The sequence below is a fragment of the Erwinia sp. 198 genome (assembly GCF_003937915.1).
Classification (GTDB): domain Bacteria; phylum Pseudomonadota; class Gammaproteobacteria; order Enterobacterales; family Enterobacteriaceae; genus Erwinia; species Erwinia aeris.
On sequence record NZ_RHUM01000005.1, the window covers coordinates 81,685 to 97,802 of the forward strand.

The following is a 16,118-nucleotide window of genomic DNA, read 5'->3' on the forward strand; positions in this document are numbered from 1 at the left end:
AGCTATTTCAGGTTAGTCATAGCCTGCACCTTTTTCCGATGACTGTTTCGCTGTTTTTAGCGCAAACGGTTGGCATTTTTATCCTGGTAGCGGTACCCTGAATTCTCATTTCGTTTCAGGTTATAACGGACTTTCATTATGTTTGAACGCATTGCAGCTGCACCCGCAGATCCTATCCTTGGTCTGGCCGACCTTTATCGTGCAGACGACCGTCCTGACAAAATCAACCTTGGCATTGGCGTTTATAAGGACGAAACCGGCAAAACGCCGGTGCTGACCAGCGTGAAAAAAGCCGAGCAGTATCTGCTGGAAAATGAAACGACCAAAAATTATTTGAGCATTGATGGCCTGGCCGATTTTGGCAAATGTACGCAGGAGCTGCTGTTTGGCAAGGATAACGCCATTCTGCATGACAAACGCGCGCGTACGGCGCAAACGCCTGGCGGTACGGGCGCGCTGCGCGTAGCGGCGGATTTTATTGCCGCACAAACCGGCGCCAGGCGCGTTTGGGTCAGTAATCCCAGCTGGCCTAACCATAAAAACGTGTTTCAGTCCGCCGGGCTGGAAGTCTGTGAATACCAGTATTACGATGCGGTCGGCCATTCGCTGGATTTTGACGGAATGCTGAACGCGCTGCGCGAAGCGCAGGCGGGCGACATTGTACTGTTCCACGGCTGCTGCCACAACCCTACCGGCATCGATCCTACGGCCGCACAGTGGCAGGAGCTGGCCGATATGTCGCTGGCGAAAGGCTGGCTGCCGCTGTTCGACTTTGCCTATCAGGGCTTTGCTCGTGGGCTGGAAGAAGATGCAGAGGGCCTGCGCATTTTCGCTGCCGGACACCAGGAGCTGATTGTCGCCAGTTCTTATTCAAAGAACTTCGGGCTTTATAATGAGCGCGTAGGCGCGTTTACGCTGGTCGCCAGCGCGGACGATATTGCTGACACGGCCTTTAGCCAGGTTAAGGCCACCATTCGCGCCAACTACTCTAACCCGCCCGCGCACGGGGCGGCAGTCGTCGCGACTATCCTGGGTAATGATGCGCTGCGTACCCTGTGGGAACAGGAGCTGACTGATATGCGCCAGCGCATCCACCGTATGCGTCAGCTGTTCGTCAATACCCTGCAGGAAAAAGGGGCAAAAGGCGATTTCAGCTTTATTATCAACCAGAACGGTATGTTCTCTTTTAGCGGCCTGACCAAAGATCAGGTGATTAGGCTGCGGGAAGAGTTTGGTGTTTATGCGGTCAATTCAGGCCGGGTTAACGTAGCGGGAATGACGCCGGACAATATGGCGCCGCTGTGCGAAGCAATTGCCGCCGTGCTGTAAATGCATAAAGCGGATGCGAAATAGTTTCTCCGTCACGCAACAAAAAAGCCTGCATTACGCAGGCTTTTTTCTACGGCAGCTTTATTGCAGAAAAGGATTAGAAATCCGCTCTCTGCCCAGCGTCGAGCTGGGGCCGTGGCCGGGTAAAAAGGTAACGTCATCGCCAAGCGGCAGCAGCTTGTTGTTGATCGCGGCAATCAGGTCGCTATGGCTGCCCTGTGGGAAATCGGTACGTCCCACGCCGCCGCTGAAGATTACATCGCCGGAGATCAGCAGGCGAGAGGCCCGATCAAAAAATACGATATGGCCCGGCGTATGGCCCGGACAGAGCAGAACCTCAAGCGAGATATCGCCCACGTGCACCACCTCACCCTCTTCCAGCCAGCGATCGGGCGTTAACGGTGCGCATTCAGGAAAACCAAACATCTGGCTCTGCATCGGCAGTCCTTCCAGCCAGAACGCATCTGCTTTATGCGGCCCAACAACCGGCACGGCATAAAAAGCAGCCAGTTCAGCCGCCGCGCCTACATGGTCCAGATGGCCATGCGTCAGCAAAATTTGCGTAACCGTGACACCCTTTGCTGTCGTCTGCGCTTTAATTTTTTCAGCATCGCCGCCAGGATCGACAATAGCGGCCTGCAGCGTGACCGGGCACCAGATCAGAGAACAGTTCTGCGAAAAGGCCGTTACCGGAATAGTTTGATAATTCATAAGGCTCCATTAATTCCGGTCAGCCCGGATTTTCTTACCAGTGCCTTGCCGGCCCGGTATCAATATGCACAAAGTTGCTTTTGGGATAGTATCCTACACCCCCGGCCCGCATGGAAAGAGCCGCTTTGCGTATATTGCTGAGGGCAACCCCCTCAATATGAAAATCCATTGCCTGGCCCAGCGTATGATAGCTGTGCCTGGCTACGCCGGTGTTGCTGCCGCGTTCGCGCAGCGAGTTATTGGTCGCCAGCGTGCGGTAACCGGAAATCAGCTGTACAGGCTTGCGCGTATCCAACAGCGCCTGAAGCCGATACAGCTGATCGAAAAGATGTGGATCGATGCTTTTGATCCTGTTGGCGCGATAATCACGAAAAAAATGGTTAAGGCGCGTTAACTCATCCTTATCATAGCTTTTCCCGTTGAAAAACTCGGTCTTAAGGCTTTCTCCGGTATGTAAATTATTCAGCGTCAGGATGCGGGGACGTGAGGTGGAAAGCGAAGCGAAAGCCTGTCCGGGAAGCAGCGACAGGCCTAGTGCCGCGCCGCCCAGGGCCAGTAATTTACGGCGATGAGAGTCGAATTTATCCATTAATCTGTGTTACCCGGCTAGAGAAGTTCTGAAACGGTGGAAACGTTCACCGCCCGGAACCATAACCGGGTAGAAATGTGGCGTCAACCGACGAAACGTGACGGATACGGCAATTCCTACAGAGGCTGCCGTACCCGTTAAGCAGGCTGGCGGCACACCAGTATCAGAATACCTGAAGAATCAACCACTAGAGTAATAATTGACCAGCCTTCGCCAGTACCTGCGCCCCGGAGCGCGCCGTCAGGTCATAATTGTAAATATCTGTACGATATTGCGTACGTCCATCGTCAGCGACCCAGGCAGTCAGGTAGTACAGGTTGACCGGGATATGATGACGTACCGGCACGTAACGGGTGTCGCCCTGCTTCAGCGTGCTGGAGATACGCGAATCATTCCAGCCTGCGTCCTGCAACAGCAGATTAGCCAAATCAGACGCCTTATTGACCCTGACGCAGCCGGAACTCAGCGCCCTGATATCCTTCTGGAAAAGATTGTGGTTAGGCGTATCGTGCAGGTAGATCGCATCAGAGCTTGGCATATTGAATTTATAACGGCCCAGCGAGTTCGTTGCCCCGGGCGCCTGACGGATACGATACGGGAACGAGGCCGCCGAAACCATTTGCCAGTCGATCATGGCAGGATCGATCACTTCAGCGTCGCTGCTCCAGCCCGAAAGCAGCGTGTAGTTGTGCTTATACAGGTAGCCCGGATCCTGTTTCACCTTCGGGATAATATCTTTACGCACCAGCGTGGTGGGTACATTCCATGGCGGGTTAAGCACCACGTTGTTTAACGCACTGCGCATGAGCGGCGTTTTACGATCCGGACGGCCCACGATAACGCGGGAATCCAGAATTTGATTGCCGTTCAGATAATATTTCAGCGAGTAGTTGGCAATATTAACCATAATCCCGTTGTGCATATCGTCCGGCAGCAGCCTTAGCCGCTGAATATTGAGCGCCAGCAGCGAGGCCCGCAGCTGTGGAGAAACGTTCAGCCATTCGCGCGTTCTTGGCCCGATAACGCCATCGGCTTCCAGGCCCTGCCAGCGCTGAAAGCGTTTCACGCCCGCCACCAAATCTTCAGAATAGATATGGGCAGGATTACTGAGCGTATCGTTTTCTATATGACCAGCCTGCTCCGGCGTATTCGCCTGCGGAGCTTGCTCAGCGGGAGAGGCCGAAGGGCTGACCGCGACTTCTTCATCTACGAAGGAAGCCGGAACCGGCGTGGTCGGCACCGCATCGTCATCAGGCTTTGGCGTATCGCTGCCGGGCGTCAGCATATTGGTGCGCTGCAAAATTTCTCGCAGCGCAGGCACGTCGCCGCTCAGCTGGCCGGGGCGCAGGCTTTGTCTGTCGGTCAGCTGCGGCCAGGCGCGGTTATCCGCCAGCAGATCTTTTAACGCCTGGTGCATCAAAGGATACTGTGGATGCTGCGGCGCCAGAGAGGCGACAAAAGCGTGCGTGGCACCATGTTCAACCGCCCGCTGCCACTGGTTAATCACCGATAAGGCAGGAACTTCCAGCTTGTAAGGGACGTTGCTGTAAAGCCAGGTCTCGCCTTTAGCCGGCACCGTCGAAGCGAATTGCAGATAGCCAAGCATAGCGTCGGAAAGCACAACGTCCCGTTCCAAGCCTGTTACCGCAGGATCGGTTAATAATTTAACCCACTGCGTGAACTGCGGCTGTACGCCGGAAATAGCGACTTCCGCCAGCTGCTGTTGAAATTGCTGCACGGCCTGGCGATCCTGCCACATTGGCTGCATATGCTGCGTAGCATATAGCGATGCCAGCGTTTTAAGATAAAAAGGCCGGTAGCCGTTAGTAAACAGCGACTGTAGCTTTACCTGCGCCTGCGAAGCGGTAACGGCGGCCGAATGCGGCATGGCCGCAGTGGCGGGCACGGCTTGCCCCAGCGCTAACGCCAGGCAGCAGGCCAGGCTAAGCTTTGCAAAATGAGTTCCTGTCAGCAACATCCCTTGCCTCCTGTAGCGAGTCTGAACGATCGACGCCTGAATAATGTTATTAGTATAGAAAAGAAAACGGCGCGCGTATGCAGCGGCGCGCCTGAGAGAGTAATTCGGCGGCACGAATTTTGCTATATGTGCCGCCGATTATTTTGTGCTGTTTGACTCAGGAAGAAAGTTCAGCAGGCTCGGCCGAAATATTGGCAGGCTCGGCCGCGAAACCGCGCAGGCCAACCACGTGAACGTGCTCGCTGTTGTTGATAACCTTACGCACCAGCTTATAGGTCGTGCCTTTCTCCGGGCTGATATTCTCCGGCGCAGCAATAATCAGCTGCATTTCAAGGCGATCGCACAGTTCAAAAAGCGTGGCGATAGATTTGGCATCCAGACGCGCTGCCTCATCCAGGAACAGCAGGCGGCAAGGCGATATATCTTTACCGCGCAGGCGGCGAGACTCTTCTTCCCAGCTTTGCACCACCATCACCAAAATCGACATCCCGGTGCCGATCGCTTCGCCCGTCGACAGCGCCCCGCTTTCCGCGCGCAGCCAGCCATCGGAGCCGCGGTTGACCTCCACTTCCATAGAAAGGTAGTTGCGGTAGTCCAGCAGCTCTTCGCCGATAGTTTGCGGCGTGCGCTGTCCCATATCGATCTGCGGATTGAGGCGCTGATAGAGCTTCGCCAGCGCTTCGGAGAAGGTCAGGCGCTGGCTCTTGAACAGATCCTGATGCTGTTCGTGCTGCTCTGAAAGTACGTCCAGCAGCGTGGCGTGCGTTTCCCGCACGTTGACGTTAAGCCGCACGCTATGTACCTGGCCAAAGCTGACGCTCTGCAGGCCCTGGTTCAGCTGGCGGATACGGTTCTGCTCGCGCTGAATGGTTTTGCGAATGATGTTCGCCACGCTGCGCGAGCTGATAGCCAGCATCTGCTCACGAGCGGTCAGCTCTTCGCTCAGGCGGCTCAGCTCAATTTCCATCTGCTCGATCGCTTCTACCGGATCGTCGGTGCGGATAATATCCTGACGAATACGCTCACGCAGATGCTGATAAACGGCGATAAAGAACTCAATCTTACGCTCAGGCCGTTTAGGATCTTCCGACTGGCGCAGGATATCACGCAGGTGCTCGTTATCGGCGACCGCCAGACGCAGCGCGCCCAGCGCCTTATCCGACATGGAGCGCAGCTCGTCGCCGCCCAGATAGGCCAGCTCGCGGCGATGCAGACGACGCTCGACGCCGTTGTCTTTCACCATGCGCAGAACGGCGACCCAACCGGCTTTGGCGCTGACCACCTGTTCGCGGCTCTGGTGGTAATCACGTTCGACGCGCTTCAGTTTTTTCTGCAGCGCGTCCATTTCCGCTTCACAGAAGGTCAGCTGTTTTTCCAGCTGGTTGCGGCGGCTGCGGTTATTGCTCAGCGCCGTATAAAGCTCGTCGCGACGCAGCCGCGCGCGCTCTTCCGCGCTGGCATCCGCCTGCACGCCGATAGCCTGCATTTCCTGCTGAAGTTCTTTCAGCATATCCCGCTTGGCGTCGTACGAGCTTTTAAGCGAGGCGAGCAGCTGGCTGTATTGCGTCAGCTGCGCCTGATGGTTTCTCAGCTGTTCGCGCGCGCGCGCGCGTTCGGCCTCCGCCTGCTCAAGACGGCGACGTAGCTTCTCGTTCAGGTCGCTGTTGCCATCAAGCATTCCCGCCGAGTCCGCATAGTTGAAATGCGCGCGTCGCTGCACCACTTCGGTGATGGCGAAAGCCTGCTGACGCGCATCGCGCTGTGCCTGCTGCGCCTGCTGATAGTCCAGCTTGAGCTGCTCATGCTGTTCCGGGTCGCTTTGCAGCACCGCCACCAGCGGCTCCAGCTTAGCGAGGGCGGCACCGTGCTGCTGCAGGAAACGCGCGGCTTCCTGCGCTTCATCCAGCCGCTCCAGCAGCTCTTCATGACGATCCTGGAGCGTTTCGTCCAGCAGCAGGCTAACGCGCGGCATCAGTCGGTTAAGCTGAGCGACACCCTCTTTCGCCTGGTCAAACTGCTGGCGCTGCTGCTGGTTTTCGCTTTCATGCGAGCTGATAGCGCGCTCAAGCTCGCCGCGGCGGCCGTTTAGCTGACGAATCTCCGCTTCCGGATCCGGCTCGAAGGCCACGCCCAGATGCCCGCCGATAAAGCGGCTGAACGCCTGATGCAGGCGCTGCGTTTTCTGCACGTCGAAAGAGAGCGTGGCGTAGCGTTCCGCCAGCGTTTCGCGCTCGGTACGCAGCAGCTCCAGCTGGTTTTCACGAGCGGCACGGCCAAACAGCGGGACTTTCGGAAAGCGGGAATAGCGCCATTGACGATCGCCCGCTTTGACCACTACCGCTTTTTGTAGCTCTTCGACATTGAAGACGCTGTCGTCGAAAGACTGCGGATCCCCTTCGATCAGATAGAGATCTTCCGGGCACTCTTCCAGCCCGTCCAGCTGTTCACGCACCAGCGACAGATCCGGCACCACGATAGCGTGGCGCGCAGGGCCGTACAGCGCCGAGAAGTAAGGCGCGTCCTCAATGGTGACGTCGTCGTAAATTTCAGAAAGCAGCACGCCGCCAAAACGCTCGGCCAGCTGGTTCAGTCGCGCATCTTCCGATCCGCCCGGCTGGCTCAGCCGATCGATCTGGCTTTCCACCTCGCGTTTGCGGCTGGCGACCTCATCACGCTCAACGGTGGTTTCACGCTCGCGCTCCAGCAGACGCTGCATGTGCTCGGTTACCTGCTGGCCGTTTTCCAGCGCCTCGCCGGTCTGCTCACGCAGCTGCGTCAGAATTTCCTGCGCGTTTAGCCACTGCGGCGCCTGTCGCGTCAGGCGAGCGATGCGTTCACGCACCTGTTCCAGCTCCTGGCGCATCGCCAGACGTCGTTCACCCGCGTCTGCAACGCTTTCGCCAAGCTGCTCAATGCGCGCTTCCAGCTCATACTGCAAGGCTTCCAGCTCTTCTGGCGCATACTGCTGACCGTGCTTTTTGCAGAACTCGTTCAGCAACCGTTCGGCTTCCTGCTGCTCGCGTAGCCGCTGCTCCATCTCTGAAAGACGCGAGCGCAGCGACTGAAGCTGATCGGCGTGATAGCGCTGATTGCCGGCGTCGCGCAGCAGCTCGCGGCCGGTCTGATAAGCTTCGCTACGGCTCACCGGCCCGGCAATGCGCGTCACCAGCTCAAACGCCTGCTCGAACTGGCTGTGCGCGGCCTGCGCCACGCTCATTTTCTGCTCCAGCATCAGCAGCCTGTCCGTGGCTTCCTGCTCTTTCGCGCGGAAGGTTTCCTGCCATTCCTGAGCGTTCTCAATAGTCAGCTCGCGGATCCGGCAAATTTCCTGAGCGCGCTGTAAGGCCGTCAGCGCCTGCTGGTACTGAATGGCGCGCGTTTGCTGTACGTCCAGCGCCTGCTGATAGTCGGCCAGCTGGCTTTTCAGCTCGTCCACTTCCAGCTCGGCGGCTTCCGCCCGCGCTTCGTTTTCTTCATGTACTTCGCGCGCTTCGGCAACGACCTCGTTCTGCTCTTCCAAACGATAGGTCAGCTCATCGATATCGCCTTCGTAACGCTCGATTTTTTCCTGCTGGCGCATGGCGGTCTGCACCAGGTTAAGGTGATCGCTGGCGCTCTGGTAATCCGTTTCCAGATCGCTTTCCGCCCCGCTATGCTCCGCCAGCTCGCGCGCCATTTCTACATGGCGATACTGCTCGGCGGCCAGCTGTTTACGGCTGCCGAAAAGCTCGCTGCGCTGCAGCATGGCGCCGTCCAGATGAACGCGGCGCTCGTTAGCGTGGCGCATATAGTCGGCGGCCACGTAGCTGGTCGCTTCTGAGATAAGATGCTTAAAGAGATCGCGATCGGACTGCGTTACGCGGATCGCTTCCAGCGTCATCCGGTTTTCGCGCAGCGCCGCTTCCATATCCTGGAAAGCCTTACGCACGCCGCCGTTTTCCGGCAGAAGGTAGTCACGCAGCGAGCGCGTAATGGCGCTGGAGATGCCGCCGTAAAGGGATGCCTCGATCAGACGGTAGTATTTGCTGCGATCCGCCGCAGAGCGCAGACGACGCGCCACGATACCCAGATCGAACATCATCGAGTGGTATTCAGTAATGGAGTTGTACTGCTTAAACTGCACGCTCTCCATCGCTTCAAATTTCTCTTTCAGCTCGCTGAGCGGCAGCACGCGAGCCTGACGAGCGTTAACCGTTTCCGTCAGGATCTCCGTCGGGTTAATGGACGTTGGCAGGCCGTGAATACTGAACGGTCTGATATCGACTTTGCGGTCGCGGCCGGCGATTTGCTGCAGGCGCACGCCGACGATAACGCGCTGGTGCACCGAGTTAACCACGTCCAGCGCCGCATAGCAGACGCCCGGCTTGAGCTTGCCGTGCAGGCCTTTGTCGCGCGAGCCGGAAGTAGCGCCCGCTTCCGTAGTGTTACGAAAGTGCAGCAGCGTCAGATCGGGGATCAGCGCGGTAACGAAAGCGGCCATCGTGGTCGATTTCCCCGCGCCGTTACCGCCGGACAGCGTGGTAACCAGTTCGTCAAGATCGAAGGTTCGGGCAAAAAAACCGTTCCAGTTAACCAGCGTTAGCGAGCGAAATTTTCCGCGTTCAATCATTCTTCTTCCTCCGCCTGCCCGGCGTCGTTACCCTGCTCTTCTTCGTTCTGGCGGGCCTGGCCGCTTTCGGTAAACATTGCCTCGCCGTCTCTGATCATTCTCAGCTGCGCTTCGCGAGGATCGTCCCCGCTGCGCACGTCGGCGCCAAAGCGGAACACGGATTCGGTGATGCGGAACTTGCTGCTGTCATGGCCCATAAACCACACCATGCCCAGACGACGCAGGCGGCTTAAGGAGGCGCGCATTTTTTCATGCAGCTTCTGGCGATCCAGATCCGAACCGGTTGAGCGCTGGTTTACCAGCTTAAGCAGCTTGCTTTCATCCGCCAGCGTCAGCAGTTCGTCGTACAGCTCCTGCTGGGTGAAGATGCCTTCATTAGCCAGCCGCTCAGGGCTGAGGTAAAGCCAGCACAGGACTTTGCCCACCATCATATCCAGTTCGGAAAGCACCGAGCGCGCAATCAGCGTGGTAGAGCGCGGACGCAGATAGAAAAAACCTTCCGGCGCGCGGATAAGCTCCACGTTATAGCGCAGGTAAAACTCTTCCAGATATTCCTGGTAATCCATCAGAAAAGCGTGATTGTCCAGCTCTTCAATACCGATATGGCGGCCCGCGCGTAGCTGACTGTCGAGCGCGGGAAACAGCGGGTTAGCCAGCGCCATCGCCAGCTTAACCGGCATCACTTGTTCAATATTTATCGATGACATGCGCCTGTACCTTGGCTCCGTAATCATTAATGGCCTGCCACTCGGCGGGCAGACCGGAAAAATCAGCTTCGGCGACGCCTAAACGCACGGCCTGGTCGACCACGATCCTTGCCACGTCAAAATGGCGGGCGCGGGGATATTGCGCCAGATAGTCGCGCATCACCACGCCCAGATTCAGCGGTTTTTGCTGGGCTTTATAGATGGCCAATGCTTCTTCGATCATGGCGGCCAGCTGCTCGCGAATTTCGCTCAGCTCTTCGTATTCCAGTTCGGCGGGCAGTTCGCCCATTACCTCTTCGTTACGCAGCGTCAGCTCTTCGTCACGCACGTCAAACAGGCGTTCGGCATTGGCGTAGGTCAGCGCCCACGGCGCGTCGAAATAGTTTTGCAGCGACTGACGCAGGCGCTGAGCGAAGACGCGATTTTTATCCATATCGATCGCGGTACGGATAAATTTATGCACGTGACGGTCATAGCCGATCCAGAGATCGATGGCCTGCTGGCCCCAGCTGATAATGCGGTCAAGTTTGTTTTGCAGATCGAATACCAGCTTGTCGATAAAGCCGAGGTCGGGACTGCCCAGCGTGGCGTCCTGGATCCGCAGCAGGTTGGCCTGCAGCTTGTCGCCTGCGGCTTCCAGCGTATCCTGCAGCTCGCGCAGCGTGCCGGAGGTTTCATTCAGCAGCATTTCGCAGCTTTCAATCGCCGCGCGCCAGTCTTTGTTGAGCAGCTGCGCGATATCGTCTTTCACCGCCTGCTGCTGCTCATCCATAATGCGCTGGGTAATATCAATGCTGTCAAAAATCTCAGCAACGGAATATTTCAGCGGCGCGAAAACGTTGCGATGCCAGTGAAAGTCATCGCCGTCTTCGTCCGCCGCGTCCGCTGCGCGCTTCAGCTCGCTTGCCACAATAGAAAGCTGCATGGAGAGCCGCAGCGTAGAGAACTCACGCTGGCGAATGTAGTAATCGGTGATGCCGATCGCGAGCGGCGTCAGGCGATAGATAGCCTGCCCTTCGGCCTGTTCGCTGGTAAAGCGATTAAGCAAACGCTGCCGCACCATATCGTTGATAGCGTTGTTGGCGCGGACGCTGACGGTTTCGCTGGTCTGTTCAAATCCTTCGCTGACGTGACGGAAAGCGTCCGTAAGTTCGCCTTCGCTCATCTCGCCATCCATGCGCTCGCCGTTAAGCGTGGCGACCGCCAGCAAAAAAGCCAGACGTTCGGTAGGCAACGAGACGGAAAAATCATTTTTTCGCGCCCAGGCAACCAGCTCCGGTACTGTCTGGGAAAATTCACTCATGCTTCGTCCTTTATGGGCTTCCGCGCTGTTACGTGGATATAGCGACCCAAACTTAAAAATGGCTCCTGGCGACAAAAGCGCTTTTCCAGCGCCAGGATCTCGTCAAATCGTTCTGTTTGTTTGTGCTTATCGCGCATGTAGTCGTGAAAAACGCGCACGCCGGCCTTGCTTTCGACGGTGAAGCCGATCTCCGCCAGCCAGCGAAAGACCTGCTCCGGATCACGCGGATAGTCCGGCGACAGGGTTTTACGTTTGCGCTTGCGCAAATCGGCCTGCATATAGCCAAAGTTGCCCAGCACCAGCGTCTGCATCATCAGCCCGTTGAGGTTGTAAAACATCAGCGAGAGCACGCCGCCGGGCGCCAGCGTATTGTAAAGCGCGGCCAGTACCGCCTCCGGCTCGGCGACCCATTCAAGCACAGCGTGAAACAATACCAGATCGACAGGCTGAACCAAATGCTGACCGACTTCCTGCGCGCTGATTTGTCTGAATTCCATGTGGTCGCTCACACCTTGCTCGCTGGCGTTAAGGCGCGCGCGCTGCAGCATTTCTTCGGATAAATCGCATAGCAGAACCTGATGGCCAAGGCTGGCCAGCCCGCAGCTGATTTGGCCTTCGCCGCCGCCCGCATCCAACACGCTCAGCGGCCTTTGCGGCAGCGTCGTCAGTATTGCCTCCAGCTCCTGCCAGACAATGGCCTGGCGAATACGGCCTTTGGTAGTGCCGTAGATATTCTGCGAAAATTTTTCCGCGATATCATCAAAGTTGCGATCCTGCATAAGCGGGCTCCGGGCTGGGCAAAAGGGTGAATCCGGCGGCTATTTTGGCATACACTGAGGGAGAATGAACCTTTCCGTCACTGCTTCGCTTTCGGGTGGCGTTTTTTCGGACAAAAGGAAGCTGTTTTTATGCTTTTTACGCTTAAAAAAGCGATTGGCGGCCTGCTGCTGCCCTTGCCGCTGCTGCTGTTAGTGATGGCGGTCGGGCTTTTTCTGCTCTGGCGCAGCCGCTGGCAAAAAACCGGGAAAATTATACTCTCTTCTGCCTGGCTAATCTTGTTATTGATCAGCCTTCAGCCCGTTGCTGATAGCCTGCTGGCACCTATTGAGAACCGTTTCGCTACGTGGCAGGAGAACCGGAAGGTGGACTACGTCGTGGTGCTGGGCGGCGGCTATACGTGGGATCCGCAGTGGGCACCGGGATCGAATATGATCGGCAACAGTTTGCCGAGGCTGGTAGAAGGGATCCGTTTGTGGCGTGAAAATCCCGGATCGACGCTGATCTTTACCGGCGCGGCCGCGCAGAACAATCCCGTCAGCTCGGCGGAAGTTACGGCCAGAGTAGCGCAGTCATTAGGCGTACCGCGCAGCGCCATTATTACGCTGGATAAGCCACGCGATACCAGCCAGGAGGCGCGGGAGGTGGCTAAAGTGGTTGGCCACCGCCCTTTCCTGCTGGTGACCTCCGCCTCGCATCTGCCGCGCGCCATGCTGTTTTTTCAACAGCAGGGGCTGGATCCGCTGCCCGCGCCGGCTAATCAGCTGGCTATCGCCTCGCCGCTGAATGCGTGGGAGAAAGCCATCCCCTCCTCGCAGTGGCTTGGTCACAGCGAGCGCGCCATCTATGAGACGCTGGGCCGGCTCTGGCAAAAGATAACCTCGCCCTCACTCAAGCCAGGGCAGCAGGGAGCGGGCGGCTAAATCGAAGCGGTCGCGGTTGAAACGGCCGGTATGGATCAGCCGATCCGCCTCTTCCCACAGCATGTAAAGCCAGCGTCTGGCGATAAATCCTTCCGCGACCGGCGCCTGTTGCAGATAGCGGAACAGCAGCGCTTCCGCCTGACCTTCCTCACTCAGGCGGAACAGCTCGTACTCACGCGGCGCCCAGAGCGTTCTGCCGGGGTTGATCATCGACAGCAGCTGGTCGCTCCAGGCCTCCTTCAGCATATTGCTGAGCGACAGGTTGCCGTGCACCAGCACGCAGGGATCGTCGAAGTCATCAAAAAGCGCGCAGAGGTTCTGCCGACAGCGAAAGAGAAACCGGTGATCTTCCATCGTCAGCCGCTCCGGGCGCATATAGCTCAGCGTTGACCACCACACCTCAACCCGCTGTTTATACCAGGCGGGCCAGTTGTTCTCCTGCGTGCTGTCTACCGTACCGACCAGGCCGTGGCTGTCGATGCGATGCCAGGCCAGCAGCGCGGCGACGATCTGATCCTGCAGCTGCTGCCAGCGGGCCGGCGTGCGGGTTGGCGCTTCGACCGAAACGCCGCCCATGCGCTCAATCAGCAGGATCTCATGCTGCGGCGGCAGCTGGCTGACGATCAGCCCGTATACCGTCGGCATACGCACGGTGCTTTCACGTGCCAGCATCGACAGCTTATAGGCTTCCTGCGAGGCTATTCCTTTGGTATTGAAGTATTTTGCCATCAGCGGCAGAGAGTGGCCTTTCCTGTCGTAAAGCGAGTAGAGGCTGGCATAAGGCTGTTCGCTGATGCATTCGAGACGGCTTAGCGTCTCACCCAGCACTATCGAAAGTTCTGAACGAAGATGTTCCATCTGCTGCTCCTGATCGCAAGCGAAGTCGGATTGCCGTTTTTTTCCTGGTAATAGCAAGAAGCAGAGAACCAGGGCCGCTGCCGGCCCTGAAAATATTTACTGCATGGCTGCCCGCACGCGTTCCAGATCTTCCGGCGTATCAACACCCGCGCCCGGAACGGCCTGCGCCACGTCAACATGGATTTTTTCGCCGTACCACAGCACCCGCAGCTGTTCTAGCAGCTCAATCTGCTCCAGCGGGCTGGTCTGCCAGCTGACATAGCGGCGGATAAAGCCGGCACGATAGCCGTAAATGCCGATATGGCGCAGAAAATGATCGCCAATCGCCTGCTGTGAGACGGCAAAACGCTCGCGGTCCCACGGAATGGTCGCGCGCGAAAAATAGAGCGCGTTGCCCTGCGCATCCCTGACCACCTTCACGGCATTAGGGTTAAACGCTTCTTCCGCTGACTCGACTGGCACCGCCAGCGTCGCCATGCCTACGCTGCTTTTCGCCAGATTATCTGCCACCTGCCGAATGATGACCGGCGGGATCATCGGCTCATCGCCCTGCACGTTGACGATCACCGTCTCGTCAGGGAAACGGTATTTCTCAATCACCTCGGCCAGCCGTTCCGTGCCGGACTGATGATCGGCTCGCGTCATGCAAACTTCGCCGCCCGCCGCTTCTACAGCGCGCGCGACGTCATTGTTATCCGTAGCGACAATAACGCGCTCGGCTCCTGATTCACGCGCGCGTTCCATTACATGCACGATCATCGGCTTGCCGTGGATATCGACCAGCGGTTTTCCGGGCAGCCTGGTGGAAGCGTAGCGCGCCGGAATAATAGCGACGAAGCTCATGGATGCGTCTCTTCCAGCGTCAGCGAGCGCGCTTCCGTTTCAAGCAGAACGGGAATGCCGTCGCGCACCGGATAAGCCAGCCCGTCAGGCTTGCAGATAAGTTCCTGACGATCTTTATTGTAATACAGCTTACCGTGACAAACCGGGCAAGCAACGATTTCAAGCAAACGATGATCCATGGTGTCTCCCTGGTGGATCCGATCAGACAGAACGTTAGAATATCATAGCTCGCGGTTGAGCGGTTAACCTCCCCGCTGGCTTAAAGCGCCCATTCTTTTGGCCAGGTCGCGGCCAGTTCCGCAGGCAGGTTTAGTAGATGTACTTTTTGTGCACCCTGCCAGCGGGCAAAACGGCTGATGGCCTGCTGAAGATCGGTCAGCAGCCCGGTGGTAAGCCTCACGCCCGGCTCCAGCCACAGCTGCCTGATCAGCAAAACTTTTTCTTTGCGCTGCATTTTGGCATCCAGCCGCCCTTTTAGCGCCCCGCGATGCAGTATCGGCAAAACAAAGTAGCCATACTGGCGCTTCGCTTCCGGCGTATAGCATTCAAGGCGATAGGAGAAGTTAAACAGTTCCAGCGCCCGCTTGCGATCCCACACCACCGGATCGAAAGGCGACAGCAGCGCAGTATGCGTGGCCTGGCTTTTTTGCTCCAGCATCGGCAGCTGCGAGTGATGGAGATAACACTGCCCTAACGTTTCGACCTCCACCGGCACTACCGTGCCCGCCTCAATCCACTCTGCCAGCTGCTCTTTTACCGGCGCACGCTTCAGGCGATAGTAATCTGCCAGCCACCCGGCCCGGAAAAGACCCAGACTTTGCGCACTGTTGCATAACATTTGCCTGACCGCCTCTTTCTCTTCCAGCGCGTGCAGCGCATCATCCCATTCCGGCAGCACCCGCTGACGAAGGTCGTAAACCCGCTGGAAATTACGCCGTTCGACCACCATCAATTCCCCGGCGGTAAATAAGTTTTCCAGATGGCGCTTGTGCGGTTTCCAGCACCACCAGCCGGACTGCTGCCCCGGCGGCGCGGTGAAGTCGGCCGATCTTACCGGCCCGTGCGCTTTGATATGCGCCAGCAGCTGCGCGACCTCCTGCCGTCGCGCCTCTGCCCATTCGCCGTTATATTTCCAGCCCATAGCCTGCGGCGAAAGCATACGGTGTCGCAGCAGCGGATAATCCTCAGCAGGGATAAAACAGGCCTCATGCGCCCAGTATTCAAACAGCCTGCCACCAGCCAGAGCCTCTTCCAGCCACCCGGCCGGATAGTCGCCAAGACGGCTGAACAGCACCAGATACGGACTGCGGGCGACTACATGGATGGTGTCAATTTGCAGCAGAGACATTTGCCGCACGCAATTAAGCAGATCGGTAAACCGCGCTTTTCGCCGCGGCGGACGAAGCAGCTCCTGAGCGGCAAGATGAATATGGCGAGCCTGAGTTAGTGAGAGAGAAATCGACATAATGCACCTGTATTCACATAGTGCAT

At 57.5% G+C, this 16,118-nt stretch carries 13 protein-coding genes; 2 read left to right on the forward strand and 11 right to left on the reverse strand.

The genetic code is table 11. The annotated features are described in order from the left end of the window. Window positions 1-138 precede the first annotated feature (138 nt). Complete coding sequence (locus EGK14_RS08765) at window positions 139-1,329, forward strand: amino acid aminotransferase (RefSeq protein WP_125288707.1); 1,191 nt, start codon at window positions 139-141, stop codon at window positions 1,327-1,329. A gap of 81 nt (window positions 1,330-1,410) precedes the next feature. Here the strand turns inward: EGK14_RS08765 and EGK14_RS08770 are convergent, their stop codons facing one another. From EGK14_RS08770 to cmoM, 7 genes are all read right to left on the reverse strand, one after another. Continuing rightward, complete coding sequence (locus tag EGK14_RS08770) at window positions 1,411-2,040, reverse strand: MBL fold metallo-hydrolase (RefSeq protein WP_125288708.1); 630 nt, start codon at window positions 2,038-2,040, stop codon at window positions 1,411-1,413. Window positions 2,041-2,074: 34 nt separating this feature from the next. Then, the gene (locus EGK14_RS08775) at window positions 2,075-2,629 is read right to left on the reverse strand and encodes a YcbK family protein (RefSeq protein WP_125288709.1); all 555 of its coding nucleotides are present in this window, start codon (window positions 2,627-2,629) and stop codon (window positions 2,075-2,077) included. Window positions 2,630-2,816: 187 nt separating this feature from the next. Further along, the gene (gene ldtD / locus EGK14_RS08780) at window positions 2,817-4,607 is read right to left on the reverse strand and encodes a L,D-transpeptidase (RefSeq protein ID WP_125288710.1); all 1,791 of its coding nucleotides are present in this window, start codon (window positions 4,605-4,607) and stop codon (window positions 2,817-2,819) included. A gap of 157 nt (window positions 4,608-4,764) precedes the next feature. Beyond that, entirely contained in the window at window positions 4,765-9,216 is a 4,452-nt protein-coding gene (gene mukB, locus EGK14_RS08785; RefSeq protein WP_125288711.1) for a chromosome partition protein MukB, read from the reverse strand. Beyond that, entirely contained in the window at window positions 9,213-9,923 is a 711-nt protein-coding gene (gene mukE / locus EGK14_RS08790; protein WP_125288712.1) for a chromosome partition protein MukE, read from the reverse strand. Before mukE ends, mukB begins: the two co-directional genes overlap by 4 nt. Then, window positions 9,904-11,226 (reverse strand): chromosome partition protein MukF, encoded by a 1,323-nt coding sequence (gene mukF, locus EGK14_RS08795; protein ID WP_125288713.1) that lies wholly within the window; start codon window positions 11,224-11,226, stop codon window positions 9,904-9,906. Before mukF ends, mukE begins: the two co-directional genes overlap by 20 nt. Further along, the gene (gene cmoM, locus EGK14_RS08800; RefSeq protein WP_125288714.1) at window positions 11,223-12,005 is read right to left on the reverse strand and encodes a tRNA uridine 5-oxyacetic acid(34) methyltransferase CmoM; all 783 of its coding nucleotides are present in this window, start codon (window positions 12,003-12,005) and stop codon (window positions 11,223-11,225) included. The genes mukF and cmoM overlap by 4 nt, the downstream gene beginning before the upstream one ends. A gap of 129 nt (window positions 12,006-12,134) precedes the next feature. Between cmoM and elyC the strand changes: the two genes are divergently transcribed. Then, the gene (gene elyC / locus EGK14_RS08805; protein WP_125288715.1) at window positions 12,135-12,926 is read left to right on the forward strand and encodes an envelope biogenesis factor ElyC; all 792 of its coding nucleotides are present in this window, start codon (window positions 12,135-12,137) and stop codon (window positions 12,924-12,926) included. On the opposite strand, the gene EGK14_RS08810 is transcribed toward elyC, so the two are convergent. From EGK14_RS08810 to EGK14_RS08825, 4 genes are all read right to left on the reverse strand, one after another. After that, window positions 12,891-13,784 carry a YcbJ family phosphotransferase gene (locus tag EGK14_RS08810; protein ID WP_125288716.1) on the reverse strand — a complete coding sequence of 298 codons (894 nt, stop codon included), beginning with the start codon at window positions 13,782-13,784 and terminating at the stop codon, window positions 12,891-12,893. The two genes, elyC and EGK14_RS08810, sit on opposite strands and share 36 nt — an antisense overlap. Before the next feature lie 96 nt (window positions 13,785-13,880). Then, window positions 13,881-14,627, reverse strand: a complete 747-nt coding sequence (gene kdsB / locus EGK14_RS08815) for a 3-deoxy-manno-octulosonate cytidylyltransferase (RefSeq protein ID WP_125288717.1) — start codon at window positions 14,625-14,627, stop codon at window positions 13,881-13,883. Then, a complete protein-coding gene (locus tag EGK14_RS08820) occupies window positions 14,624-14,806 on the reverse strand; it encodes a Trm112 family protein (RefSeq protein ID WP_125288718.1) in 183 nt (60 codons plus the stop codon). Before EGK14_RS08820 ends, kdsB begins: the two co-directional genes overlap by 4 nt. A gap of 80 nt (window positions 14,807-14,886) precedes the next feature. Then, window positions 14,887-16,092, reverse strand: a complete 1,206-nt coding sequence (locus EGK14_RS08825; protein ID WP_125288719.1) for a winged helix-turn-helix domain-containing protein — start codon at window positions 16,090-16,092, stop codon at window positions 14,887-14,889. Window positions 16,093-16,118: the final 26 nt, after the last annotated feature.